The organism is Catenovulum maritimum (genome assembly GCF_001050375.1).
Classification (GTDB): Bacteria; Pseudomonadota; Gammaproteobacteria; order Enterobacterales; family Alteromonadaceae; genus Catenovulum; species Catenovulum maritimum.
This window is the reverse complement of the sequence record NZ_KQ130488.1, coordinates 98,876-123,542: the sequence shown is the minus strand read 5'-3', so window position 1 is coordinate 123,542 and position 24,667 is coordinate 98,876. Positions and strand designations below refer to the sequence as shown.

General features: G+C 38.1%; 20 protein-coding genes and 3 tRNA genes. 16 read left to right on the top strand and 7 right to left on the bottom strand.

The genetic code is table 11. The features are described 5' to 3' along the window. Positions 1-129 precede the first annotated feature (129 nt). The 16 genes from XM47_RS08970 to XM47_RS08895 all read left to right on the top strand — a co-directional run bounded on the left by XM47_RS08970 (position 130) and on the right by XM47_RS08895 (position 14,375). Positions 130-3,774, top strand: a complete 3,645-nt coding sequence (locus tag XM47_RS08970) for an Ig-like domain-containing protein (protein WP_048691767.1) — start codon at positions 130-132, stop codon at positions 3,772-3,774. Positions 3,775-4,003: 229 nt separating this feature from the next. Then, on the top strand, positions 4,004-5,797 hold the full coding sequence (gene aspS, locus XM47_RS08965; protein WP_048691765.1) for an aspartate--tRNA ligase: 1,794 nt from the start codon (positions 4,004-4,006) through the stop codon (positions 5,795-5,797). 33 nt (positions 5,798-5,830) lie between these two features. Continuing rightward, the gene (gene ruvC, locus XM47_RS08960; protein ID WP_048691763.1) at positions 5,831-6,352 is read left to right on the top strand and encodes a crossover junction endodeoxyribonuclease RuvC; all 522 of its coding nucleotides are present in this window, start codon (positions 5,831-5,833) and stop codon (positions 6,350-6,352) included. A gap of 29 nt (positions 6,353-6,381) precedes the next feature. After that, positions 6,382-7,002 (top strand): Holliday junction branch migration protein RuvA, encoded by a 621-nt coding sequence (gene ruvA, locus XM47_RS08955; RefSeq protein WP_048691762.1) that lies wholly within the window; start codon positions 6,382-6,384, stop codon positions 7,000-7,002. 5 nt (positions 7,003-7,007) lie between these two features. Further along, positions 7,008-8,012 carry a Holliday junction branch migration DNA helicase RuvB gene (gene ruvB / locus XM47_RS08950; RefSeq protein ID WP_048691760.1) on the top strand — a complete coding sequence of 335 codons (1,005 nt, stop codon included), beginning with the start codon at positions 7,008-7,010 and terminating at the stop codon, positions 8,010-8,012. A gap of 157 nt (positions 8,013-8,169) precedes the next feature. Further along, positions 8,170-8,574: a tol-pal system-associated acyl-CoA thioesterase gene (ybgC, locus tag XM47_RS08945; RefSeq protein WP_048691758.1), complete on the top strand. Its 405-nt coding sequence runs from the start codon at positions 8,170-8,172 to the stop codon at positions 8,572-8,574. Then, positions 8,564-9,265, top strand: coding sequence for a protein TolQ (gene tolQ / locus XM47_RS08940; RefSeq protein WP_048691756.1), 702 nt, complete (start codon positions 8,564-8,566; stop codon positions 9,263-9,265). The genes ybgC and tolQ overlap by 11 nt, the downstream gene beginning before the upstream one ends. 6 nt (positions 9,266-9,271) lie before the next feature. Continuing rightward, positions 9,272-9,694 carry a protein TolR gene (gene tolR, locus XM47_RS08935; protein ID WP_048691754.1) on the top strand — a complete coding sequence of 141 codons (423 nt, stop codon included), beginning with the start codon at positions 9,272-9,274 and terminating at the stop codon, positions 9,692-9,694. A 1-nt stretch (position 9,695) separates the two neighbouring features. Beyond that, the gene (gene tolA, locus XM47_RS08930) at positions 9,696-10,646 is read left to right on the top strand and encodes a cell envelope integrity protein TolA (RefSeq protein ID WP_048691752.1); all 951 of its coding nucleotides are present in this window, start codon (positions 9,696-9,698) and stop codon (positions 10,644-10,646) included. Between the two features lie 31 nt (positions 10,647-10,677). After that, positions 10,678-12,024, top strand: a complete 1,347-nt coding sequence (gene tolB / locus XM47_RS08925) for a Tol-Pal system beta propeller repeat protein TolB (RefSeq protein WP_048691750.1) — start codon at positions 10,678-10,680, stop codon at positions 12,022-12,024. Between the two features lie 144 nt (positions 12,025-12,168). Then, positions 12,169-12,729: a peptidoglycan-associated lipoprotein Pal gene (pal, locus tag XM47_RS08920; RefSeq protein WP_048691748.1), complete on the top strand. Its 561-nt coding sequence runs from the start codon at positions 12,169-12,171 to the stop codon at positions 12,727-12,729. A 19-nt stretch (positions 12,730-12,748) separates the two neighbouring features. Next, the gene (ybgF, locus tag XM47_RS08915; RefSeq protein ID WP_048691746.1) at positions 12,749-13,528 is read left to right on the top strand and encodes a tol-pal system protein YbgF; all 780 of its coding nucleotides are present in this window, start codon (positions 12,749-12,751) and stop codon (positions 13,526-13,528) included. Between the two features lie 177 nt (positions 13,529-13,705). Beyond that, positions 13,706-13,781 (top strand) — tRNA-Lys (locus tag XM47_RS08910). Between the two features lie 24 nt (positions 13,782-13,805). Next, a tRNA-Lys gene (locus tag XM47_RS08905) sits at positions 13,806-13,881 on the top strand. Between the two features lie 31 nt (positions 13,882-13,912). Further along, positions 13,913-13,988: transfer RNA gene (locus XM47_RS08900), tRNA-Lys, on the top strand. A 138-nt stretch (positions 13,989-14,126) separates the two neighbouring features. Beyond that, positions 14,127-14,375 carry a DUF2960 family protein gene (locus tag XM47_RS08895; protein ID WP_048691744.1) on the top strand — a complete coding sequence of 83 codons (249 nt, stop codon included), beginning with the start codon at positions 14,127-14,129 and terminating at the stop codon, positions 14,373-14,375. Positions 14,376-14,458: 83 nt separating this feature from the next. Here XM47_RS08895 and XM47_RS08890 read toward each other — a convergent pair whose 3' ends face one another. From XM47_RS08890 to XM47_RS08860, 7 genes are all read right to left on the bottom strand, one after another. After that, positions 14,459-15,943, bottom strand: a complete 1,485-nt coding sequence (locus tag XM47_RS08890) for a tryptophan halogenase family protein (protein ID WP_048691743.1) — start codon at positions 15,941-15,943, stop codon at positions 14,459-14,461. Positions 15,944-16,093: 150 nt separating this feature from the next. Beyond that, complete coding sequence (locus XM47_RS08885; protein WP_048691741.1) at positions 16,094-19,066, bottom strand: TonB-dependent receptor; 2,973 nt, start codon at positions 19,064-19,066, stop codon at positions 16,094-16,096. 375 nt (positions 19,067-19,441) lie between these two features. Then, positions 19,442-20,818 carry an alkaline phosphatase family protein gene (locus tag XM47_RS08880; RefSeq protein ID WP_048691739.1) on the bottom strand — a complete coding sequence of 459 codons (1,377 nt, stop codon included), beginning with the start codon at positions 20,816-20,818 and terminating at the stop codon, positions 19,442-19,444. Between the two features lie 15 nt (positions 20,819-20,833). Further along, the gene (gene eboE, locus XM47_RS08875) at positions 20,834-22,057 is read right to left on the bottom strand and encodes a metabolite traffic protein EboE (protein ID WP_048691737.1); all 1,224 of its coding nucleotides are present in this window, start codon (positions 22,055-22,057) and stop codon (positions 20,834-20,836) included. Next, complete coding sequence (locus XM47_RS08870) at positions 22,058-22,939, bottom strand: TatD family hydrolase (protein ID WP_048691735.1); 882 nt, start codon at positions 22,937-22,939, stop codon at positions 22,058-22,060. It abuts the gene before it with no gap. Positions 22,940-23,027: 88 nt separating this feature from the next. Continuing rightward, entirely contained in the window at positions 23,028-23,789 is a 762-nt protein-coding gene (locus XM47_RS08865) for an EboA domain-containing protein (RefSeq protein WP_077066518.1), read from the bottom strand. A 4-nt stretch (positions 23,790-23,793) separates the two neighbouring features. Next, entirely contained in the window at positions 23,794-24,666 is an 873-nt protein-coding gene (locus XM47_RS08860; protein ID WP_048691733.1) for a UbiA family prenyltransferase, read from the bottom strand. Position 24,667 lies beyond the last annotated feature (1 nt).

Genomic DNA, 24,667 nt, shown 5'->3' with positions numbered 1-24,667 from the left:
AAATTAATTCTGCTAAATTAGAGAAATATGGTCAGTGTTACTTATCTAAATAGAGACGTTTTAACATTGTTATAAAAGTGTTAGGAGATTACCTTGAATATATAATATATAAATCAAAATGGAGTCGACATGAGCTTGAGTCGTATAGTTAGTTCAGTATTATTGTCGGGTTTAGCAATTGCTTGCCAAGGCACTAAATTAGATATCGATAGTGAGCAGGGAATAGTTATTAATCAAAAACCGACTGTTTCGTTTACTTCGCCAAATAATAATCAAATATTTGCATTAGGAGAGCAGGTTAATATTAGTGTCAGTGCAAGTGATGCGGATGGTCAGGTTACTCAGGTTGAATTTATTGCGAATAACCAGTCTTTATTATTAGATCTAGAAGCACCTTTCGAATTATCTAAATCTGATTTTATTCTTGGTGAGCATCAAATAGAAGTAATAGCGACAGATGATAAGGGGGCAAGCTCTAATGCGTTTGTAGTTATTAAGATAAATGACTTAACAAATGCCGCACCATCTATTTCATTTAACAGTCCAGCAAATAATAGCCAATTTACTTTTGCGGAGCCGATTCGCTTTTCAGTTGATGCAATTGATTTAGACGGTTCAATTTCGCAAGTTGAGTTTTTTGTAAATAATCAATCTGTTTCAATTGATACCGCAAGCCCTTACGAATATGTCAATAATCAGCTTAGCTTAGGTGATCATGAGATTACAGCTGTAGCGCTTGATGATAAAGGGGCAACTCAAGAAGCAAAATTGAGTATCAGCATTGATGGTGGTACAAGTAATGACCTAGCTTCTCCAGATGCGTTATATTTTTTATCCCCAGAGCCTTATGCAGAATTAACGCTTTTTTGGTCTGATAATACTGAGGACGAAACAGGTTTTGTGATTGAACGAAAATTTGAAAATTCAGATTGGCAATCAGTTGCCACAACCACAGCTAATGCTACAGAGCATCAGTTAACCAATTTTGATCGTAGCGATACGTCTTATTTTAGAGTTAAAGCGATTCGTAATACGCAAGAGTCGCCAGCAAGTGAAATGTTAAAAGTGGTTGGTACCAGTGATACTTTAGAGGTTTATCCAGAAGTTGCTGGAATCCGTGCACCACAAATGGTAACGGTAAATGGTATTACTTTTCCTGAAATCCAATACCAAACACCGGCGGATCCCACTCAAGGTCATGCAACTCGCATTTCAACTTACTTCAGTGCTGAAGTTAGAACGAGTGCTAGCAATAATGCGATGACACCATTGAATTCACCTGTATACGAGACGCGTCCGCAGTTGAGAAATTTTCTAGCGCAGGACGATCCAAAACATTCAGGCGGCCATAGGCCATACGGTTATGGTTTGTATGGTCCTAATTCATCTAAATCGGGTAGTTCAATGCATTCAAAGCATTGGACTAACATAGATGCGAGTGAAGAAGTTATTGTTACTATTGATTTATTATCAAGCGGCAGTTTACCTAGCACAATCGATATTAATGATTTAGAAATTCACCCAGCACCAGTTTCAGTCACTAAACTTAATGATTCTAGTTTTGAAGTGACTTTACCTGGAGCGACTGATTACACTCGGCATTATCGTATTGCGGTTAATCGCAAAGCTTGGTCTGGCCATGCCTCAACTTCAAACCGAGGCAATATCATCATTGAAGCACCTTTATATGTATTTATTAATCCTGTACATATAGCGCCAGCTTCTGCGCCTTCAAATGAAATTAAAGAATTTAATAATGGTGAGTTAGTGGCCTTTGGTGCGGGGATTCATTTACCCAATCCGACTTATCAATTTTTAGGCGATGCCGCTGGCAAAGGGAATAGCACAGTTCGTGAAATGTACATTCCGGGTGACGCTTATCTACATTATGGCTTCTTATTTAAAAATAATAATTACGCGCTAAAAGTTTGGGGGCGTGGTCTTTACTCGGACGAAATGTACAACCTTTACTACCTATACAGTGATAATGACGACGGTTATTTATGGACAGACGACTCAAGAACGCCTTGGGCATCACATCAAGCTATTGGTGGTAATCCATGGAAAGTCGAACAGTCCTGGGATACTCATGTGTGGTTGATGGGAAATTATCATGACGAGCCAAGCATTTTTGCTGGTTTAACTAATATTGGCGCGCGTATGGGGGTTATGGTTAGAGATGGTCATGCTCATCTTATAAATCACAAAGATGTTGGTTATGGCGGTGGGACATACCAGGACGGCAGCAAAGGCTCTAAAACTTATTATCGTGGTAACTTATTAATTAATGATGACGATATAACCTATATCCACGAAGATTATTTAATGGAATTTAACACGAGTTACGTCATGCATAATGGCCCAAGTTTTCAATTTGGCTGGGAGTTTAATGGTGTTAAAGCAAGCCCAACTAAAGTGAAAAACCATACGATTTGGTCATCCGATCGTTTATTTCAAAGTTTTTGGAAAAACCATGGTGTTTTTGATAGCCGCCTTCGATTAGGTGCTTTAAATCAGCACAATGGCGGTATATTTGAAAATATGGAATTTTGGGGTAAAGAAAGCGTTATTTGGAATTTAAGAATTTGGGATGAAGAAACCTCAGGCGGACCTAGCGTCAGTATTTTAGGCGATAAAACGTTTAAAAATATCAATATACGCCAAGCTTCTTATAACAAAGAGAATCTATGTACTGAGCGTAATCAGGCATTAGGACAAGAGAGTTATATTCGCTTCTTCCATTTTGATAATCTAGTGATTGAAGGCGACAAGCTCGATCATATAGATGATGGAAACCACTTTGTATATAACCAAAGTTGTAAACCAATACCGGCTTCGGATACTTCAGAGATCAGTAGCGGGGTTTTACTCCATACTTTTACCTTCTTTAGTTTACCTGATCCAATAGCAGAGCCGGCCTCAGGTACAGCTCCTATTGGTGACGCTATTTTAGTTCAAGCGGAAAATGATAAGTTTGTTCAACCTGATGCTAGCTTGCCGGTCAGTTTGTCACCAGCAGTTGCTAATCAAGATCAAGCAACAGAAGGCTTTTTGGTCACTGATGCGGGCGATGGTTACATTGCTCTCCGCGCATTTAATGGTTATTACTTAAAAGCCGATCCAATGCGTTATGGTTACTTATATACAGTGCCTGATATTGCAAGAGGTGATGAAGATAGCCAAAGTATTTCTGATGACGCTAAATTTATTTGGGTTGATTTAGGTAATGACGATTTTGCGCTTTGGTCGAAATCTATGGGATTGTATGTCCGGATGGAAACTAACTCAGGCCCGGAAATGCCGTTATATGCAGCGAGTGACACTGTTGGTGCGAACGAAACCTTCACGGTAACAGGTACGACAACGCCACCAGTGTTTGCATCTATTGTTAATCAAACCGTTGAAGCTGAAACTTTCAGTGATAGTTTTGGCGCTAAATTAGCGAATAGTGATGCTGTCGGTTATATAAAAAATAACACTTGGGTCAGTTTCGATTTAAATTTAACTAATATTGCAACCGATATTGAAGCTAACTTTAGTTTAGTCGGAGGAAGTGTGAAAGCCGGCGCTGTCATTACTATATTGGCAGATGATGTTGTAATTGGATCTGTTACTACACCTGTATTTGGTCCTCAGGAATTACCTGTGATACTAACACTCGGCAGTATTAGTGATATTTCGACATTAAAGTTAGAATTTGGTCATTCAACAGAGACGGGCTTTTTACTTGATATAGATAAATTTACCCTCAAGTATCAAACGACAGCTAACTAAAATAACCAATACAAATAAGAAGGTTAAAGATTTTATATTAGCCTTCTTATTTCTCTGCAAAACCTCTCTCGCATCTTTACGCCATTTAAGGTTATAATCCCGTGCAAAATTTGAGAGCTATCTCAATTCATAAATAAAAATTCTCTAGTTTACCTTCTAATCAGAAAAATTAATTAGTAGTCAAATATCAAACTAGGGTTAAGTGCAATACTCATCAGGAATTTTAAATATGCGAAGCCATTATTGTGGGCAAGTTAATGAATCTTTAGTTGATCAAGAAGTAACTCTATGTGGTTGGGTTAATCGTCGTCGTGATTTAGGTGGTTTAATCTTTTTAGATTTGCGTGATGTAAAAGGTTTGGTTCAGGTTGTTATTGACCCAGATTTTAAAGCTTTATTTGAAACTGCTAATAAATTAAAGCATGAGTTTTGTATTCAATTAACTGGTAAAGTACGTGCACGTCCAGAAAGCCAAGTGAATAAAAACATGGCCACAGGCGCAGTTGAAATTTTAGCTTCTGATATGACGATATTAAATGGTTCTGCGCCATTACCGCTTAGTATCGATGGACATCAAAATAACTCAGAAGAGCAAAGACTAAAATATCGTTATTTAGATCTTCGTCGCACTGAAATGACTGAGCGCATGAAGTTTCGTGCCAAAGTGACCAGTGAAATTCGTCGTTATTTAGATGACAATGATTTCTTAGATATTGAAACACCTATCTTAACTAAAGCGACACCTGAAGGTGCGCGTGATTACTTAGTACCAAGCCGAACTTACCCAGGTCAGTTTTTTGCTTTACCGCAATCTCCTCAGTTGTTTAAACAGTTATTAATGATGTCGGGTTTAGATAGATACTATCAAATCGTTAAGTGTTTCCGTGATGAAGATTTACGTGCTGATCGCCAGCCTGAATTTACCCAAATCGATATCGAAACTTCTTTTATGACAGAAGATCAAGTGATGGCGTTAACAGAAGACATGACGCGCACTTTATTTAAGAAGTTACTTAACGTTGATTTAGGTGAGTTTCCGCGTATGACATTCGCTGAAGCTATGACTAAATACGGCAGTGATAAACCTGATTTACGCAACCCACTTGAAATGGTTGACGTTGCTGACTTATTGAAAGACGTTGAGTTTGCTGTTTTCTCTGGTCCAGCCAATGATCCAAAAGGCCGAGTCGCTGCGTTAAAAGTGCCAGAAGGTGCTGCTAAATTCTCGCGTAAGAATATTGATGAATTAACTAAGTTTGTTGGCATTTATGGTGCTAAAGGTTTAGCTTGGTTAAAAGTGAACGACTTAGCTAAAGGGATTGAAGGTCTTCAATCACCTATTCTTAAATTTTTACCTGAAGCAACTGCTTTGGCAATTATTGAAAGAACAGGCGCGCAAACAGGTGACATTATTTTCTTCGGCTCTGATAAATACTCAGTTGTTTCTGAAGCGATTGGTGCGTTACGACTTAAAATTGGTGAAGAATTAGGCTTAGTTGAAGACTGCTGGAAACCATTATGGGTTGTTGACTTCCCTATGTTTGAAGAAACCAATGATGGTGGCTTAACGCCATTACATCACCCATTCACCTCACCAACAGGTATCAGTGCAGAAGAGTTAAAAGCTAACCCAGAAACTGCCTTGTCTAATGCTTATGATATGGTATTAAATGGTTGTGAAGTTGGTGGTGGTTCGGTGCGTATTCACCAACAAGAGATGCAAGCCGCTGTGTTTGAAATCTTAGGTATAGGCGAAGAGGAAGCGGAAGATAAATTTGGTTTCTTATTAGAAGCATTAAAATATGGTACGCCACCACATGCTGGTTTAGCTTTTGGTTTAGACCGTTTAGTTATGTTAATGACAGGTGCTTCGTCTATTCGTGATGTGATGGCATTCCCTAAAACAACAACGGCAGCTTGTCCATTAACTAATGCGCCAGGTTTTGCTAATCCACAACAAGTTACAGAACTAGGCATTCAAGTTGTACCTCAGTTAGATGACGGCAGCGACGAAGAAGAATAAGCCCACTTTATCTGTTATAAAACCGGAGTTCGCTTGAGTATAATTTTAGGTATAGACCCCGGTTCTCGTATTACTGGCTACGGCGTTGTTAAACAACAAGGTAGCCGATTTTCTTATATTGCCAGTGGTTGTATTCGATTAGGTGATGGCGCATTAGCCGATCGCTTAATCAAAATATTTCACGGTATTTCAGAATTAATTACCCAATTCTCTCCAGATGAATTTGCAATTGAGCAAGTGTTTTTAGCTCATAACCCAGACTCTGCATTAAAGCTTGGCCAAGCACGTGGTGCAGCTATTGTTGCTGCGGCTCACGCAAGTTTACCTGTGGCTGAATATTCCGCGCGGCAAATAAAACAAGCCGTAGTTGGCAAAGGGAATGCTGAAAAAAAACAAGTTCAGCATATGGTTACTCACATTCTAAAGTTGAATGCCAGCCCTCAAGCTGATGCCGCGGATGCGCTTGCTGTTGCATTATGTCATGCGAATACTCAGCAAAGCTTAATTCATATGGCAGGGCAGGCGACTAAAACGGTTAGAAGGCGATTGCGGTAAATGATAAAAATCGGTTGTAGGAATTAAATATGATATCTAGATTAACTGGAAAAATAGTTGAAAAAATCCCACCTGAATGCGTTTTAGACGTACAAGGTGTCGGCTACGAAATAAATTTACCAATGACGAGTTTTTATCAGTTGCCAGAGCTAGAACAAAACGCGACCATTTTTATTCATCAAGTATTTAGAGAGGATGCCCAAGCTTTATATGGCTTCCATTCTCGTTACGAAAGAGATTTATTTAGAGAGTTACTAAAAGCTAATGGTGTTGGGCCTAAACTTGCTCTTGCTATTTTATCCGCTATGTCAGCCCAGCAATTTGTTTGGACAGTGAATCAATCTGACGTGACGACACTGGTTAAAATCCCTGGCGTTGGCAAAAAAACCGCAGAGCGGCTTTTACTGGAAATGAAAGACAGATTGGCTAAATGGCAGGATATGAATCCGACGCCAGCGACAGATGCTGCCCCTGTTGATTTAATCACTAGCAGCCAAGTTAATCCTAATCACGCTAAAAATGATGCAGTTGATGCGCTTATGGCATTAGGGTATAAAGCTAATCAAGCTGAAACTTCGGTTAAGCGGGTGGCTAAAGAAGGTATGAACAGCGAAGAAATTATCAAACTCGCCCTTAAGAGCATGTTGTAAATAATATGATTGAAGCCGACAGATTAATTAGTGCGGGTGCAACGCACGATGATGAAATAGTAGACAGAGCGATACGTCCTCAACAACTAGCCGACTATACCGGACAAAAACATGTTGTTGAACAAATGGAAATTGCAATTGAAGCTGCGCTTAAACGTGAAGATGCACTTGACCACGTACTAATATTTGGCCCGCCTGGACTCGGTAAAACAACTTTATCTCGTATTATTGCCAATGAAATGAATGTAGGGATAAAAACCACTTCAGGCCCTGTATTAGAAAAAGCAGGTGATCTGGCAGCGCTACTGACAAACCTTGAAGAAAACGACATTTTATTTATAGATGAAATCCATCGTTTAAGCCCTGTTGTTGAAGAAATACTCTATCCAGCAATGGAAGATTATCAGCTTGATATTATGATAGGTGAAGGCCCTGCAGCCCGCTCAATTAAACTCGATTTACCGCCATTTACTTTAATTGGCGCAACCACTAGAGCGGGGTCACTCACTTCACCGTTAAGAGATAGATTCGGGATAGTACAAAGACTTGAATTCTATTCGGTTGAAGAGTTGCAAAAAATTGTTGGTCGTTCAGCTTCTCATATGAACATGCAATTAAGTGAACAAGGTGCCCTAGAAGTGGCAAGACGCTCGCGAGGGACGCCTAGAATAGCAAATAGATTATTGCGTCGAGTGAGAGATTACGCTGATGTCAAAGCGGATGGTCGAGCTGAACAAAGCATTGTCGCTGCTGCATTAGATTTGCTAGATGTAGATACCAAAGGTTTCGATTATATGGATAGAAAACTCCTTGAAGCTATAGTCGATAAATTTGATGGCGGCCCTGTCGGACTAGACAACTTAGCGGCAGCCATAGGAGAAGAAAAAGAAACAATAGAAGATGTCATTGAACCTTTTCTAATCCAACAAGGTTTTATTCAGCGCACCCCAAGAGGTCGAATTGCCAGTCAGAGGGCTTATTTACATTTAGGCTTGAAAATTAAAGAATAATTTTTAATAGAGAAAAGAGGATTGCTTATTTTCTCTATTGAATAGTTAAAAATAGTGTTTTTGGGTTATAAATTTTAATATTTATTTGACCTTTACGATAATTTTGCTAACAAGATGGCATCTAGCTCTAGATTTAACCTACCAGCAGTGATTTAATATGACACAAATATTTAGACACTCAATTCGAGTATATTACGAAGATACGGATGCAGGTGGCATTGTTTACCATGCAAACTATTTAAAATACTATGAAAGAGCAAGAACGGAATTTTTATCTCATTTAGGTGTCGAACAAGACCAAAGTTTATCGGATGGGTTTGGTTTTGTAGTAAAACGTTTAAATATGGATAATGTTAGAGCGGCTAAATTTAACCAAAGGTTAGAGATATGCAGCCAGATTTGTCAGTTAAAACGCGCTAGTTTAACTTTCAAACAATGGATTGAATATGAGAACAACACGATAAATAAAGCTGAAATTGAAATCGCATTTATCGATTTAAAAAATCTAAAACCGGTAAGAATACCGCAACCAATTTTTGGGGAATTTCAACGTGTCTGCTGACATTACTTTTTTTGGTCTATTTCTAGAAGCGAGCTTATTAGTTCAAGCTGTAATGGTGACTCTATTACTTGCCTCTTTAGTCTCTTGGGCAATGATTTTTCAACGCAAAGCCATTTTATCTAACGCCCTTAAAACGGCCCGCGAGTTTGAAGACAAATTTTGGTCTGGAGTCGAGTTAAGTAGTTTGTATCATGAAATTACCCATAAACAAGAAGCATTAACAGGTGTAGAAAGCTTATTTAAAGCAGGTTTTAAAGAGTTTGCTCGTTTTCGTAAGGGGAATCATGGCAGCGTTCAAGGTTTGATGGATGCAACTCACAGAGCAATGCGCGTGAGCTTATCTAGAGAAGTTGATAAACTCGAAACAAATTTACCTTTTTTAGCGACCGTTGGTTCTATCAGCCCTTACATAGGTTTATTTGGAACAGTATGGGGGATTATGAATGCCTTCATCGCCTTAGGCGAAGTGAAACAAGCTACCTTAGCTATGGTTGCACCAGGCATAGCGGAAGCACTGATTGCGACTGCTATGGGCTTATTTGCCGCCATTCCTGCCGTCATTGCATATAACCGTTTTTCGCATAAGGTTGAAAAATTAGAAAACAGTTATATCAATTTTATTGAAGAGTTTTCGTCAATTTTACATCGCCAAGCTTTATCTGCTAGTGCTACAGAGAAGCAGGGAGCTTAAGCTTAAATGTTTCAACGCAAAAGACGCCGTCCTGTTGCTGAAATTAATGTTGTACCATACATAGATGTTATGTTGGTGCTGCTGATTATCTTTATGGTGACAGCACCTTTGATTACTGCAGGGGTCAATGTTGACCTGCCTAAAGCTGAAGCCAATCCATTAGCGGAAGACAGTAAGCCACCTATTGTGGTTTCGGTTAACTCTGATTATGAGTATTTTGTCACTGACGGCTCTAGTAAAGATGGACCTATGTCTCCTGGTGATTTAGCTGCATTAGTTGGAGCTTACATCAAAGTAGAGCCTGACCGACCTGTTATGGTCGAAGGGGACGCCACTGTCACCTATGATGTTGTGGTAAATTTGATGGTGTTATTACAAAAGCAAGGTGTGGAATCTGTTGGCTTAATGACAGATCCAGTTGAGGAATAAAATGAATTTATATCCAATAGCACTGATAGCCTCGATCTTTTTACATCTTCTTTTAGGTATCGTTTTGGTATTTAGTTTTGAGTTCAAAACACCAGTTAAAGAACAAAAGGAGCATAGTAACCCGAGCCCAAATAGCGAGCATAAAACTAAACCAGATTTAGTGCATGCCGTATCTGTTGATAAATCGGCATTAGAAAAACAAGTTAAAAAATTGGCAGCTAAAAAAGCGGCAGCAGAAGCAGCCGAAGCAAAGCGGGTCGCAGATTTAGAGCGTCGAGCTCGAGCAGCAGAAAACAAATTGCAAAAAGACAAGCAAGATATAAAGCAGCTAGAGAAGCAAAAACGTAAAGCCGAAGCCGATGCTAAAGCTGCAAAACAAAAACAAATTCAAGAATCTAACCGAGCTAAAGAGCTGAAAAAACAAGCTGAAGAACAAAATGCTTTAAAGCGAAAAGCTGAAGATGAAGCTAAAAAAGCGAAAGATAAAGCGAAACAAATTGAAGAAGAATTAAAACGTAAAGCTGAAGAGAAACGCAAAGCCGAAGAAGCGGCGAAGAAAGCGGAAGAAGAACGTAAACGTAAAGCGAAAGAAGCAGCCGAGCAAGCAGAATTAGAGCGTCAAATGCGAGCTCAAATGGAAGCTGAACAAGCTGCGCGAAATCAACAGCGTCAACAATACGTGATGACAGAAGTTGAAAAGTACACAGCTATGATTAAATCTGCGATTCAAGTAAATATTAATCAAGATTTTGTTGTTGCAGGTACTGCTTGTCGGGTTCAAATTCGAATTTCACAAAGTGGCGTCGTTATCTCAACCAAAATTTTGTCTGGTAACGCAGTAACTTGTAAAGAAGTTGATAAGGCGATTAATAAAACTTATCAAGTTCCAGTTTCAAAAGAAGCTGATGTAACCGCAAAATTAAGAGATATTATTCTTAATTTTGGTGAATAAATTAAATATCAAAGAGATATAGAGAAAATTAATGAGAATATTTTTATCCCTGCTTTTTACACTCTTGCTTATAAAGCCGTCCTTTGCGGCGATTGAAATTTTCATTACTGAAGGGGTTAGTGGTGCTAAACCAATTGCGGTTGTGCCATTTGAATATAATGGTTTTCAAACTGTTCCATTGAATGTCGCCAATGTTATTGGCTCTGACTTAGGTCGAAGTGGCAAGTTTCAGCCAAAATCAGAATTTGAAATGCCACAAATACCTAAAACTATTAATGAAATAGATTTTACCAAATGGGCAGAACAAAATATTGATACTCTAGTCATGGGACAGGTTAGAGATGTTAGACCTGGCTTGTTTGCTATCTCTTATCAAATTGTTGATGTGATACGTGGCCAGATTACCGGTGGCGCAACTCAAATGTTAAGCAATGGCGAATTGGTTGAGAGTAATGACTATATTGTGTTTGCAAGTAAGCCATTTCAAGTTGAAGAAGGTGACTTTAGGCGAGCTGCGCATTCAATCAGCGATAGAGTATTCGAAACTTTAACAGGGATTAAAGGCGCTTTTCAAACCAAGATTGCTTATGTGTTAGTTAACGATGACGCACCTTTACCTTATCAGTTAGTTGTCGCTGATTATGATGGTTATAACGAAACCGAAATTGTACGTAGTTCAGAGCCTTTAATGTCACCGTCTTGGTCACCTGATGCAACTAAACTGGCTTATGTCACATTTGAAAATCGCCAAGCTCAAATATTTGTTCACGATCTTTATACTGGTCGTCGCGAAATGATTGCATCTTATCCAGGTATTAATGGTGCGCCTTCTTGGTCGCCAGACGGCTCTAAGCTCGCTATGGTGTTGTCTAAAGATGGTAATCCAGAAATTTATTTAATGGACTTACTAACCCGCCAATTAACACGTTTAACGAATAACAGAACCATAGACACTGAGCCAAGCTGGGCGCCAGATGGACAGTCTCTTGTGATTACTTCTGAACGAGGTGGTAAACCTCAGTTGTATCGAATTGATGTGAATACAGGAAAAACTCGACGTTTAACTTTTACAGGTGAAATGAACCTAGGTGGTTCTTTCACGACAGATGGTGAAAGCTTGATTATTGTCAACCGAACACGTGGTAAATATCATATTGCTCGGCAAGATATTCGTTCGGGTACAATGAGTGTATTAACGAAAACTTATTTGGATGAATCTCCTAGTATATCTCCAAATGGAAATATGATAATTTATAGTACATTACATGGTCAAAATCAGGTACTTGCTTTAGTATCTGTTGATGGACGCTTTAAAGCCCGATTACCTTCAGGGGTAGGACAGGTGAAATCACCATCTTGGTCACCCTATTTAGAATAAAAATTACACTTTATTTTCATATTTAGGTCATTTAGTGTATAAAACCATCAAAAATAACATTTTGTTTGGTTTTTAGCGCTAAACCTTTATATAAAATGGCTTTTAACTTTAAAAATATAACTTACCAATTATAAGGAAAACAACATGCAACCAACTAAAATTGCAAAATGCCTAATGATTGTATTACCGCTATTTACAGCAGCTTGTTCAACTACTACTGGTGAAGATGAGTCTATTGCTACAAATGCGGCTGATACAGCAACGACAAGCGGTGGTGTTGCTTCAAACGGCACTGCAAATGGTGGCGTTGAGGTTTCAACTTTAGAGCAAAAGCGTCAAATCGAAATTGAGCAAGAAAAAATGAAGCAAAAAGCTTTATTAAAAACTAGCACAATTTTCTTTGATTTTGACGAATCAAACATTCAAGGTAAATACTTTGAAGTGTTACAAGCTCACGCGACATACCTAACTAAAAACCCAAGTGTTAAAGTCGTTATTGAAGGCCACTGTGATGAGCGTGGTACGCCTGAGTACAACATTGCATTAGGTGAGCGTCGAGCTAAGTCTGTTGCTAAGCACTTACAAAATCACGGTGTTTTAGCATCTCAAATCTCTACTGTAAGTTACGGTGAAGAAAAAGCATTAGATAAGTCACGCACTGAAGCAGGCTTTGCAAAAAACCGTAGAGCTGTATTAGTTTACTAATCAATCAATCGAGTTTTATATGACCAAGCTAGTAAAATTGCTTGTATTATCTTTAGGGGTTGCGGTTGTAACCCCTAATGCATTTGCTGAACGCCAAGTTTCTTTAACCGAAAGGTTGGATACTATGGAGCGTATCATCAATGCACGTGGTCAAGCTCAAGTTAATTTATCGCAAGATATAGATTCATTACAAAACGAATTAAGCGAACTTAGAGGTATCTCTGAGGAGCATAATTATAAACTTTCTCAAATTCTTGAAAGGCAACGAGAGTTGTATCAAGAACTTGATAAATTAAATGAATCAACCAAAAAAATGATGGCGCTTAGAGATGCGCAGGCAGCACCTAGTTTACCTATGTTATCTCCTAATGCTAATACATCCGTTTCTGGTCTTCAGGTCGCTCCTGCGACTCAGCAAGCGAGCTTAGATGAGAATCAAGCTTACGACAAAGCAGTTAATTTAGTTTTAAAAGATAAACGCTACGAACAAGCGATACCTGAATTTCAGGCTTTTATTAATAAATACCCTGAATCTAGCTATCAACCCAATGCACATTATTGGTTAGGTCAGTTACTTTTCACTAAAGGTGAGTTTAAATCTGCAGCTAAAAACTTTCTGACTGTTGTCGATATGCACACCGAATCAAATAAAAGACCGGATTCTTTATTTAAATTAGGTTTAGTTGCGCAAAAATTATCTAATTTGGCAGAAGCTAAAGTTAGATTTGAACAAGTTGTTTCGGAATATCCAGATTCAACAGCAGCTAAATTAGCTAAGCAAAGATTACTCGAACTGTAATTTGTTCTATTATTAATCAATAAAAGTTTGTTTAATAATCGTTTTGTTTTATTTCATTTATTTCGTAAAAAAAAATGAAATTTTTGTTGCGTTCGCCAAACATATCAGTATTATACGCCTCCGTTAGCAAGCGGTCGGAAAGAAAGTTTGAGCGAATGCTAACAAGATTGATAAAGTGGGTCATTAGCTCAGTTGGTAGAGCAGTTGACTTTTAATCAATTGGTCGCTGGTTCGAATCCAGCATGACCCACCACTTTTATCAATCAGACTTATGTAAGGGTCATTAGCTCAGTTGGTAGAGCAGTTGACTTTTAATCAATTGGTCGCTGGTTCGAATCCAGCATGACCCACCACTTACATATAGTCGCCATCCAATTTTAAAGTGGGTCATTAGCTCAGTTGGTAGAGCAGTTGACTTTTAATCAATTGGTCGCTGGTTCGAATCCAGCATGACCCACCACTTTAAATATCCTCAGATTGATTTATCCTCATAAACATTATTTATTAACTTATTCTTATACCTAGCTGCCTGTAAGGCTTGTATGCTAGATTAATTACACTTTGAGTTATCTACCTCTATTTTTCTTTGGGAGCTACTATGGCGCGTAGAGTAAGCTATAAATTTAAAAACGTTGCGAAAGAGATTAATTTTTCTTATGACAAGCACAGGGATATTTATGAAGCAATTGCTGCTGCAGAGAAGATTGATTTGACAAAATTTTTGCAGATGGAAGAGCAAGTGCACATGACAGCGAAAGATAAATCTGCGATCAAAAACTTTCGTCAAAAAGAATTTGAACGCATGGGCTTTAGTGAAATAGTCTCAATTAAAGAGATTAAAGAATAGGAGCTTGCCGGCTATAATGGTTAAGCAGGCTATAATATAAGCCTACTTAACTAGAAGTTATTTTAGATCTATAGTTGGTGAGATTATTCTAAATAAAGTTTTAAAAACTCATCATGGGATGGCATTTTCTCTAGCGGGGCTGATTTTGCCCTCCTAGTATTGGTAAATATTTCTGTTAGTTTAGCTTGACTATATTGGCTTGCTAAAGGATGGTAACCCATAGGTTTAATGCCTTGGCCTAGCATGACTTGTAACCAAGATGGCTCCCAAAATACGTCTAAATCATCGTGTACTAAGGTTCCATTTTCTTTAAACATATCTAGTTTTTCTGTTAGCCTCCTCGGTAACTCTAATGCTTTCATATCCCGCCAAAATTGGCTGTCAGTTCTACTGGTAGCACAGTAATGTAAGATTATGAAGTCTCGAATAAGCTCATATTCTCTTTGTGATTGATTATTAAATTCATTCACAGATGAAGCTTGAATACCTTTATGTGGAAAGAATTTAAGTAATCTAACGATTGCAGATTGTACGAGGTAAATGCTAGTTGATTCTAACGGTTCTAGAAAACCACTAGATAGGCCGATGGCAATAACATTTTTGTTCCACTGTTTTCTGGTTCTGCCCGTTTTAAACTTGATTAAATTAGGATCTGCTAAAGTTTTATTCTTGATATTCTTTATTAGTGTATCTTGCGCTTCATCGTCAGAGCAGTAACGGCTCGAATACACTATTCCGTTACCGTTCCTATGCTGTAATGGTATATTCCATTGCCACCCCTTAGAATGTGCTATAGAGCGTGTATAGGGGAGGGTTTTGGTATCTCTTTCTGATGGTATTGCAATTGCCCTATCTGCCGCTAACCAATGACTCCAGTCTTCAAAGCCTGTACCTAAAGCTTGGTTAATGAGTAAGCCACGCATACCGGAACAATCTATAAATAAATCGCCTGTGACAGTTCCGCCTCCGGTCAAGGTTAAACTTTCTACGTTACCAGTCGCTGGGTTTAAATTTACGTTTTCAATTAGACCTTCTGTTCTAATAACACCTGACTTTTCTGAATGTTTACGTAAGAACTGACCATAAAGCGCTGAATCGAAATGATATGCATATTTCATTTCGTACATGGGGTCTTGAGTTTCAAGCTTAGCAAATTTACCAGCAGTTGCTGCTAAGTAATTTAAGTCATAATCCCATAAATTAGTTTTTAATCCGAGTGACTCTGCTCTTGTCCATAGGTGATGATAATGACAAAAAGGTAAGCTCTGTCCAGGCGCGCCAAAAGTGTGAAAATAGCTTTGTCCTTTTTGCCACCAATTCTCGAATTTAATCGCTAGCTTTATACTTGCCTTTGTTTCCCGCATGAATTCAGCTTCATTTATACCTAGCACTTCATTAACTGTTTGTATAGGAGGGATAGTTGCTTCACCAACGCCTATTATTCCGATTGTTTTTGATTCAATTAACTCTATATTTACTGTATTGCCTAATATCTTTTTGAGCAGAGCTGCAGACATCCAACCAGATGTCCCCCCACCAACGACAACAACCTTATTGATATGATTCATCTTGACCTTATGAATTGAAAATATTGAAGTTTATTTAAAGGTAGCACATAACTTTTAAATTGTAGGCTTATGTTCATAAAAGGAGAAAGGCTCTATTGATTAAATCAATAGAGCCTTAAAATTGCTAACCTAGAAGGTAAGAGAATGGTATTAGAATTTGTAATTTAATCCTAATAAGTAGTTTGAACCAAACGATTGGTGCTTAACGATTTGTCGAGGATCACCGTTGGCAAATTTAACTTGATCTTCATCTGTTATATTTTGCGCTTGAAGTGAAACTGTTAAGCCTTCAAGGGAATTAAAACCACCTTTACCAAAGTCGTAGCCAATTTGTGCATCCCACAGAGTACTACCATTATCAGTAGAAGGTTCTAGAGCTAGGCTTAAACCTCTATCTTCGGTTAAAAATTCGTCACGTTTAGTACCTGCGATACGAATTTGTAATCCACCAGATTCATAGTAACCAACAAGTGAGTAGGTTTCATCCGATAAGCCTGGTATTTCTAATGTCTCATCTAGCTTAACACCTTCGAATGTATTTAGATTTCCATCATTAAAGGCCGCACTAAACATAACACCGAATCCATCTAAGCTGTCAGCGACTAAATTCAGTGGTAGTGTTACTTGGAATTCGTAACCTCTAACAAAGCCTTCTAGTCCGTCAATTTTTGCCGACGAAATACCCATGAAAGTACCAGGTGTAATTACATTTCCTTGGTCATCTTCTGTTTTATGATAGCTTGCAATGTAAGCATCACTAAAGTCACGAGGTAAACTTGCTTGATAATGCCAGTTTGTTATGTCTTTATAGAAAAATGCAGCAGACATAAATCCATCTTCAGCAAAATACCAGTCATATGCTAAATCAAATTGGTTTGCTTCAAGTGGTTTTAGGAATGGGTTACCACTGTCTGCACTCCATGGACTGTTATCAATAGTTGTACTTGCTACTCGACCTGGATTAAAAGAAAAATCAACTTTCCCACCGGCTTTCATATCATCAATTCGTGGCCTAGTTTGCGTTTTAGCAACTGCAGTTCTTAAAATATGGTCATCCATTAACTCGAAGTTTAAAGATAAACTAGGTAATACGGTTGAATAGCTAAGCTCTTCCGATGTTTCTGCTGCATTAACCAAGCTTCCCTCACCAATTTGAGCGAAGAAACCACTTGATGACTGAGTCGTGTCGACATATTGAACACCCATATTACCTCTAACATAAATAGAACCAATTTCGGCTTCTATATCTGCTTGTAGATATATTTGAGTCATTTCTTCAGATACAGTATATGAATCACCTTTTCGACCCGTTTCAAAAAGAGCGGCATCACCTTTTGTGTACTCATTATTATCGAACATAGCTAAGCTGTCATACGCAACCATGTTGCCTAAACCTAAAAAGCCTAAACTTGTTTGCCCAACAATATACTCTTCTGGAATTTGACCCTGGTCAGGCCAAGCTGTAGAGGTTAAAAATGCACCTCTATTGTCTTTTGATTTACTTCTATCACTGTATCGGATACCAGTATGTAGTTTAGTAATAGGACCTAATTCGACTAGGCCTGTCGCATTAAACTTTAACGCGTCCATTTCTTCGTGGAAAACGGGTTCGTTAACAAAACCATCTTGAGCTTCTGCATAGGTAATTGGCGCATCTGAATTTTTAGCTTGAGTCGTATTTTCAGGGAATCTATCAGCGAAGCCTTGCATTCCACCACCCCAAGATTGCGGTCCTGCTAGTTTAACTACAGCTGTGTCTGATAGGTCTGGGTTAGTTACTCCAGTTGGTTGGTTATACATCACCCCAGTCGATGTCATTTCGAAACCACGGATCATGCCAGCACCTTGATCTTTATGTCTCGAACGGCCAACGCCTGAATAGCTTTCTATGTCTATAATTTTTTTATCAACTTCACTGCTAGAAAGATCTAATTCTAATTTCCAATCTTCATTTAATTGATATTTAATATTGGCACCAAAAGCGGTCAAATCTGCCGTTTTTGCATATGAGTCGTTTCTGACGACAGTTTTAAATGCATTATTGCTATCACCAGCTCTGCCAGCTGTGACCAGTCCTTTCTCGACAGATGAGATGGTATAATGCTTACCTGTACCCCATTCAGCTCCACCTTCTTCAAACCCTCGTTTTACTTGAGTATCAGAAAAATCAATTTTCAATGCATCTAGGCTGATTGTTAAATCGTCGCTAGGTTTGAATTGAACGACAGCTGCAAGCGTATCGCGTTCAAGTAGAGCTGATCTAACATATGAATCATGTCCGCCTAATATTTTAGCGCCAGCTAAGTCATCCTTTGTCAGGCCATTTTCGAGGCGGATTGTGCCAGCTGGGTTTGTTATCGCGTCATAAACATGGTCTTTTGTCACGTTACCATCTTCATCTTTATCTTCTAAACCTACATCAGCGTAGCCCCAGCCTCGGAACTGCTCTTCTTGGCTAGGAGACTCAGTCGTTGCATAAGCAACAGCAACGCCAATAGTGTCATCAGCAAATTTTTGTGAAAAGCTAACAGCGAGACGATGGCCATTATCATCGAAGTCAGGGTTACCTGATTTCATACCGTTCTGCTCTAAGTTCATATTAATAGCAAAATATTCATCAGAGGTTAGAGGTTTAGCCGTTTGTAGATCAACTGTACCAGCAACACCTTGTGTTGTTAATTTTGCTTCTGGAGATTTGTATACAGTTACACCACTCATTATCTCAGATGGATATAAATCGAATTCAACGCCGCGGTTATCACCCATGCCTAATAATTCACGGCCATTCATAGTTGACCCTGAGTAATCTTCTCTGAAGCCTCGTACTGAAATACCACTTGTACGACCATCTCTCCTTTCACCTGCCATACCAGGTAGACGAGAAAGAGACTCGGCAATAGAGCTATCTGGTAATTTACCTATATCTTCAGCTGAGATCACTTCGACAACAGAGGTACTCTCCATCTTAGTTACCTGAGCTCGCATTAATGCACCACGAAGGCCAGTAATTTTAATCGTTTCGACTTCTTCGTCTAAACCTTGATCAGCCGCATAGTTGTAACCGGAAAATAATCCTGTCGTCGCGAGTGCTAAAGTAAGAATACTTGGTTTAAATTGTTTCATTTGTCTGACCTCATGCCATAAAAAATTATATGTTTTTGAATTTTGTTCAGCTTGGCTTTAACTACTCAATGAAGCGTTTACTGATTACCTTTGACTAAATACTAATAGCGGATTGTAAATAACGACAACTGCTTGCATACGTATTCAACGAAAATTCATTACATTATTTTTACAACTATATTGGTCGTTTTTATTTTAAGTGATTGATTTAAAATGGGGTGTTCTAATTAGGTTAAATTATGTTAATTAAATTAACTTAATTTAACTGTAAATTATTGCATACGTATGCATAGGTATTTGGAAAGTTTTTTTAGAATTCCCCTCCCAATTAACTATCTGAGATAGCTAATTTAGGAGGTAAATGTGTGTGGAAGGTTATTTAAAGTGTTTTTGAATTAAATTAAAAACATCAGTCATTTTAAACTGAGTTGAGTCTTTAACTAATTCAGTTTTAGCAATTAATATTGGACCTTGGTTAGGGTTGTCGGTAATTCTGCCATGGCTCCCTTTAATTAAATGAGTATCTAAAGGGATGATATCCATTAGATACCTGAATCCTAATTTTTTCTTTAATAGACGCCAAACTACCGCGAGTAAAGGGAATTTTATTTTGGGGTCAATAAACATTTCTAGCGGGTCATATCCGGGTTTTCTGTGAATATCCACCGTTCTGGCAAAATCAGGCGCATTTGCGTCATCCAACCAGTAATAATAGCTAAACCAAGCGTTGGCTTGGCTAATGGCGACTAAGTCTCCACTTCTTTCATGGTTTATATTTAGCTGACTTTGTTGGTCTTTATCCAACACGCTTTCTATGCCTGGCGTTTCAATTAATAACTGCTTTATCTCGTCGAGTTTAGATTTGTCATTGACGTATATATGAGCGCATTGATGATCTGCTACGGCAAATGCAGCAGAGGCGCCACAATCTAAGTTTTCAAACTGATTTGTTTTCCTAACTTGGATATAACCTTGTTTTCTTAATATTTTATTGATGTCGATACACTGATCTACTTGGGTTATTCCGTATTCAGAAACTAACATAAAATCTGCGCTTTCATCCGTTACGCTGGCAAAAATATCTCCTAATACTTTGTCTATGGCTTGGATCTCAGCTGCGATTGATTCGTGATCAGGACCAAATTTTTGTAAGCAGTAATCTAAGTGGGGCAAGTAAATAAACTGTAAATTGGGTTTATTTTGTTTAAATTCTTCAATTGCCGCTTTGGCTATCCATTGGCTAGCGCCAATTCCAGCTTTAGGTCCCCAAAAATTGAAAAATGGAAATTTTCCTATTTTGTCTTCTATCCCTTGATGTAAGCCAGTTGGACTTGAGTAAAGGTCAAATATTTTACCGCCATCTGCTAGATAATGTGGTCTAGGTGTGATGCTGTAGTCGACATCTGCGTACATGTTGTACCACCAAAATAATTTAGACACTTTAAACTTGGGTATAGTGGATTTTAATTTATGCCAAATTTTATCCGCTTTAACCAGTTGGTTCGCTTGTTTCCAGAACCCGACTTCTGCTAAGTCTTTAAAATACCAACCATTACCAACAATCCCGTGTTCATTGGCCTGTTTACCTGTCAACATAGCGCTTTGCGCTGTGGTGGTTACCGCAGGAAAAACAGCTTCGAGCGCGTTTGATTGATATCCTTTATCAAGTAACTTGTTTATGTTTGGGGTATTTTCACCCAGCATGTAAGGGCTGAGAGCAACTACATCAATGACGATTAAGGGTTTTGTCATAATTTTTTTCGCTTGTTATTTTAATAATTTGAGTTCAGACAAAGTATTTTCTAGCCAAGTTAATTCTTGCGTTAGGCCTGAAATCAATTGAGTATCTAGCTTGATGCTAGCATCAATAAAATTTAGCCAGGTATAAGTTTCTACTTCTAAAAATGGCCTGCAATCTGGGTTATTGACTAAAAAGCTTAAACACTGTTTTATCGCATCTTGTGTGCTTGAGATAAAGCCATATGGGAATGAATCTTGATTTATCGGTATGTGGTAATGAATTCGAGCGGAGAAAGCTTGGTTCTGATTTTGTTGTAAAAATTGTTCTAATTCAGATTTTGATAAATCTGCTAGTGCGGTTGAGCTTTCTTGTGGCGACGCTTTAGAGGTAATTTTTGTTTGGTGTAAAAACTTAGGATCAGAAAATAATTGATTGAGCTGTTCAATTTGTTCAGTATTTTTAATATCTGCTGCAACTGCATTTGATATTTGAATTTTAACAATCTCGATCCCCAGTTGACTAATTTGCTCGAGCGAAATCAATATATCTTCATTCAACACAGCCTGATGGCAAGTATCATAACAACAGCCTATATAGCGCAATACTTGATGCTTACTATAGCCAGCTATTGCGGCAGCAGGCAGTAAATCGTGTTTAAAATAATCGACTAGTTGAGATGTTTTTTCAAATACGCAATCAGGCTCCATTTCGATGCCAAATTGAATTTGTTTACCCGTTTTTTCTTCTAACTCAATCAGGTATTTAATTAGCTCTATTAATTGCTCTGTTGCTTTTGCTTGTTTACGGGTATTCCAAAGTGACGCATAACCAAAGGGTAGGGTCGATATTGCGCCTTTTAATTGCGCTTTCGGCATACATAGCGCCAATATTTTAGCTAAATTTTTGCTGTAATCGAGGCGACTGGTTTCTGACCAATCAGGCAAGTAAACTTTATTTTTAACGACAGCTTGATGAAAGTCACCAAAAGGAAAACCATTTAAACTGGTAAGCTCTACACCATTATGTTTCAAAACTTGCTGAAATAGACTGAGTTTATCCGGTTCATCGATTAAGGATTTTGCTGCTTTATTGGCGAGCCAAAGCCCAGAGTGCATGCTCGACAATTGTCTCGCGTTTTTAACCTTTACAAACTTAGTTTGTATATTGTCAATGACGGCATCCAGTGATTCCCCTGGATGCACATTACTACAATAAGTTAACTGGTTGGCGCTGTAGAATTCGGTTTTCATTTAGCTTTCAATGATTGGATCTTGACCACGTAATACTTTGTTTTCATTGTACGTTTTGGTTTGATCTATTAAAGGCTTTTTAACCATATCGATAGAAATTCGACCACTTTGTGCAAAAAAGTTAATCGGATTATTAAAGGTCACCTTTTCAACTTCGGCCTCTGAAAAGCCTGATTCAAGCATGGCTTGTGCTGTTTTTGGCACTTTAAGTGGATCGCTTATACCCCAATCCGCAGCGCTATTGATCACCATTTTTTCAGTGCCGTATTCTTGCAGTAATTTTACCATTCTCGGCTCAGACATTTTTGTATTTGGGTAAATACTATGCCCACGCCAGCAGTCAGTTTCTAAAACCAGTGGTAAGGTTTGTTCGTTTAGATGATCAATCAATACCATTTCCTCGGCAATACCACTATCTCTAATCGCATCAATTGTTCGCTTAGTACCGCTGACTTTATCTCTGTGTGGGGTGTGTACTAAAACCGGCAAGTTTAAGTTTTTTGCTATTTCCAATTGCTCTAATAAGAACCTGTCTTCTTCTGGAGTAATATCGTCATAACCAATTTCACCGACGCCAACAACGTTATCTTTTTGGCAGTACCTAGGCAAAATCTTCATTACAGCTTCTGCTAGGTCAACGTCGTTAGATTCTTTGGGATTTAATCCCATGGTACAAAAGTGCATAATGCCAAATTGTGATGCTCTAAAATGCTCCCAGCCAATTAGGGTATCAAAATAATCAATAAATGATCCTACTTGAGTTCGGGGCTGGCCTAACCAAAATGCGGGTTCGATTACGCCAATAATGCCTGCTTCTGCCATATTTTGGTAATCATCAGTTGTGCGAGACAACATATGGATATGTGGATCAAAGTATTTCATTGTTATTTCCTACTTAAGGCGTTTAATCGACTAATAATAGCAAAAAAACATTATAATTAAGTTGTACATTAGTTATAAATTTTAATATTTATGACAAAGTTAGGTTTAAATTATGTGATTTTATATAACAATTAACTGCTAGCTGATGAGCTGTATCTTGATAAAAGTAACTTAGATATTGTTCTAATGATTGCGCTAAGTCGTCAGTTAAATCTTCTGGTTGAATGGCTAACCAAATTGAAGCAGGTGGCACTCGTTCTGCGAGCGCTTGCTCAATAACATATGAAAAACACATATTGGATAGCTTAGGATTTAACCGAGTAGATAAGCCAACTGTTTTTGAGATGTCTAAGCCTAAAAATAAAGATTTTAAAACAAGCTGGTCAAAATTGAGTTCTGGAAAATGTAAACTTGGGTAAGCGTTGTTGAGTGCAATTGAGGAAAACTCAATTAAGCTATTACATCGTGCTGAGTTGATAGCAACATTAACAGCCGAACCTTGAGGGTCGAGTAAATTAAAGCTTTTTAGCAACGTACATTTTTCACTTTCATCGCCAGCTAGGTAATATGCACGAGCTAATGATTTAACTTCTAGTTGTTGTTGGTGAGCTGCATCAAATGCTGTTTTTAACAGGATAAAGCGAATGATTTCATCTGCTGAATAAAGTGCAAAACTTTCATTAGCTGTGGTCAAGTCTTGATTAAATTTACGTTTGACTACAACAGACAAATCTAATAAATCGTTTTCTATATCATCTGTTGTCGCTAGTTGTTTTAAACTTTTTGTTAGCCAGGCAGCTTGTTCACTGGTTAATTGCTGAGTTATTTCGTCTAGTAAAGTATTCATCATAAGGTTAAGTCACGGCTAAATATTTATTTAATATCCGACACGGTGGCAGTAAGGCTAAAACAATTAAACCCATTACATAATGGCCAGAAAGTCCAAGCATGATCGCATCTAAAGGGATGACTCCTATTATCATCCAAGAAATCATTTTTTGAATATTAGCAGGGGTGAAATCTTTAAACACCTTAATCAGTTTATGTCCAATTAAACTGCTGGCAATGCATAAAATAATTGCAGCTATGACTAACTCAGTATGATTTAAGTTAAATTTATAGCAGATTAAGCCTATCAAGCTGATTAAAGTTAAACTTAAAAGTAGGGCTGTGCCATATACAGCATTCTTATTTTTTCCTGATGATTCTTGTTTGCTCAAAAAGGTCAGCGCAGCGATATAGAAAAATATAGGCAGACCAATAGATAAATTCGCATAGCTTAGACCAACAAAACTGGCGCCAAGCAACCAATTTAGATATCTGCAACTCGCCATGCAGAAAGAACCCATTAAACCTTCTTTGATTAGTCCATTATAAATTAAGATGGAAGCCGACAACGCAAGCGCTAAGTAACCAGAAATTAAACTGGACTGAAAAGCAACAAAATTACCTAAAACCATTAAGCTTAAGCTAAAAAACCATGCATTTTTTAACGATAGCTTTCCTTTGACTATGGGCCTGTTCGAACCTTCTTTTAAATCTTCTTTATAATCTAAGCAATCATTTAAACCCATGCCCGCAAAATATAATAATAGACTCGCTATGATTAGATACCCAAGTTGGTGACTGAATAGTCCCGCAGATGCAATAGTGGCCGCTGCAAGAATATTTGAGACTGCAGTTAATCCAGCAGGGGCTCGAACAAGTTGTAAATAAGCGAAAATCATC

Bases quoted from the DNA above. Each gene is read 5' to 3' on its own strand.
- XM47_RS08970 (WP_048691767.1), top strand. From the start codon at position 130: ATGAGCTTGAGTCGTATAGTTAGTTCAGTATTATTGTCGGGTTTAGCA.
- aspS (WP_048691765.1), top strand. From the start codon at position 4,004: ATGCGAAGCCATTATTGTGGGCAAGTTAATGAATCTTTAGTTGATCAA.
- ruvA (WP_048691762.1), top strand. From the start codon at position 6,382: ATGATATCTAGATTAACTGGAAAAATAGTTGAAAAAATCCCACCTGAA.
- ruvB (WP_048691760.1), top strand. From the start codon at position 7,008: ATGATTGAAGCCGACAGATTAATTAGTGCGGGTGCAACGCACGATGAT.
- ybgC (WP_048691758.1), top strand. From the start codon at position 8,170: ATGACACAAATATTTAGACACTCAATTCGAGTATATTACGAAGATACG.
- tolR (WP_048691754.1), top strand. From the start codon at position 9,272: ATGTTTCAACGCAAAAGACGCCGTCCTGTTGCTGAAATTAATGTTGTA.
- tolA (WP_048691752.1), top strand. From the start codon at position 9,696: ATGAATTTATATCCAATAGCACTGATAGCCTCGATCTTTTTACATCTT.
- tolB (WP_048691750.1), top strand. From the start codon at position 10,678: ATGAGAATATTTTTATCCCTGCTTTTTACACTCTTGCTTATAAAGCCG.
- pal (WP_048691748.1), top strand. From the start codon at position 12,169: ATGCAACCAACTAAAATTGCAAAATGCCTAATGATTGTATTACCGCTA.
- ybgF (WP_048691746.1), top strand. From the start codon at position 12,749: ATGACCAAGCTAGTAAAATTGCTTGTATTATCTTTAGGGGTTGCGGTT.
- XM47_RS08895 (WP_048691744.1), top strand. From the start codon at position 14,127: ATGGCGCGTAGAGTAAGCTATAAATTTAAAAACGTTGCGAAAGAGATT.
- XM47_RS08890 (WP_048691743.1), bottom strand. From the start codon at position 15,943: ATGAATCATATCAATAAGGTTGTTGTCGTTGGTGGGGGGACATCTGGT.
- XM47_RS08885 (WP_048691741.1), bottom strand. From the start codon at position 19,066: ATGAAACAATTTAAACCAAGTATTCTTACTTTAGCACTCGCGACGACA.
- XM47_RS08880 (WP_048691739.1), bottom strand. From the start codon at position 20,818: ATGACAAAACCCTTAATCGTCATTGATGTAGTTGCTCTCAGCCCTTAC.
- eboE (WP_048691737.1), bottom strand. From the start codon at position 22,057: ATGAAAACCGAATTCTACAGCGCCAACCAGTTAACTTATTGTAGTAAT.
- XM47_RS08870 (WP_048691735.1), bottom strand. From the start codon at position 22,939: ATGAAATACTTTGATCCACATATCCATATGTTGTCTCGCACAACTGAT.
- XM47_RS08865 (WP_077066518.1), bottom strand. From the start codon at position 23,789: ATGATGAATACTTTACTAGACGAAATAACTCAGCAATTAACCAGTGAA.
- XM47_RS08860 (WP_048691733.1), bottom strand. From the start codon at position 24,666: ATGATTTTCGCTTATTTACAACTTGTTCGAGCCCCTGCTGGATTAACT.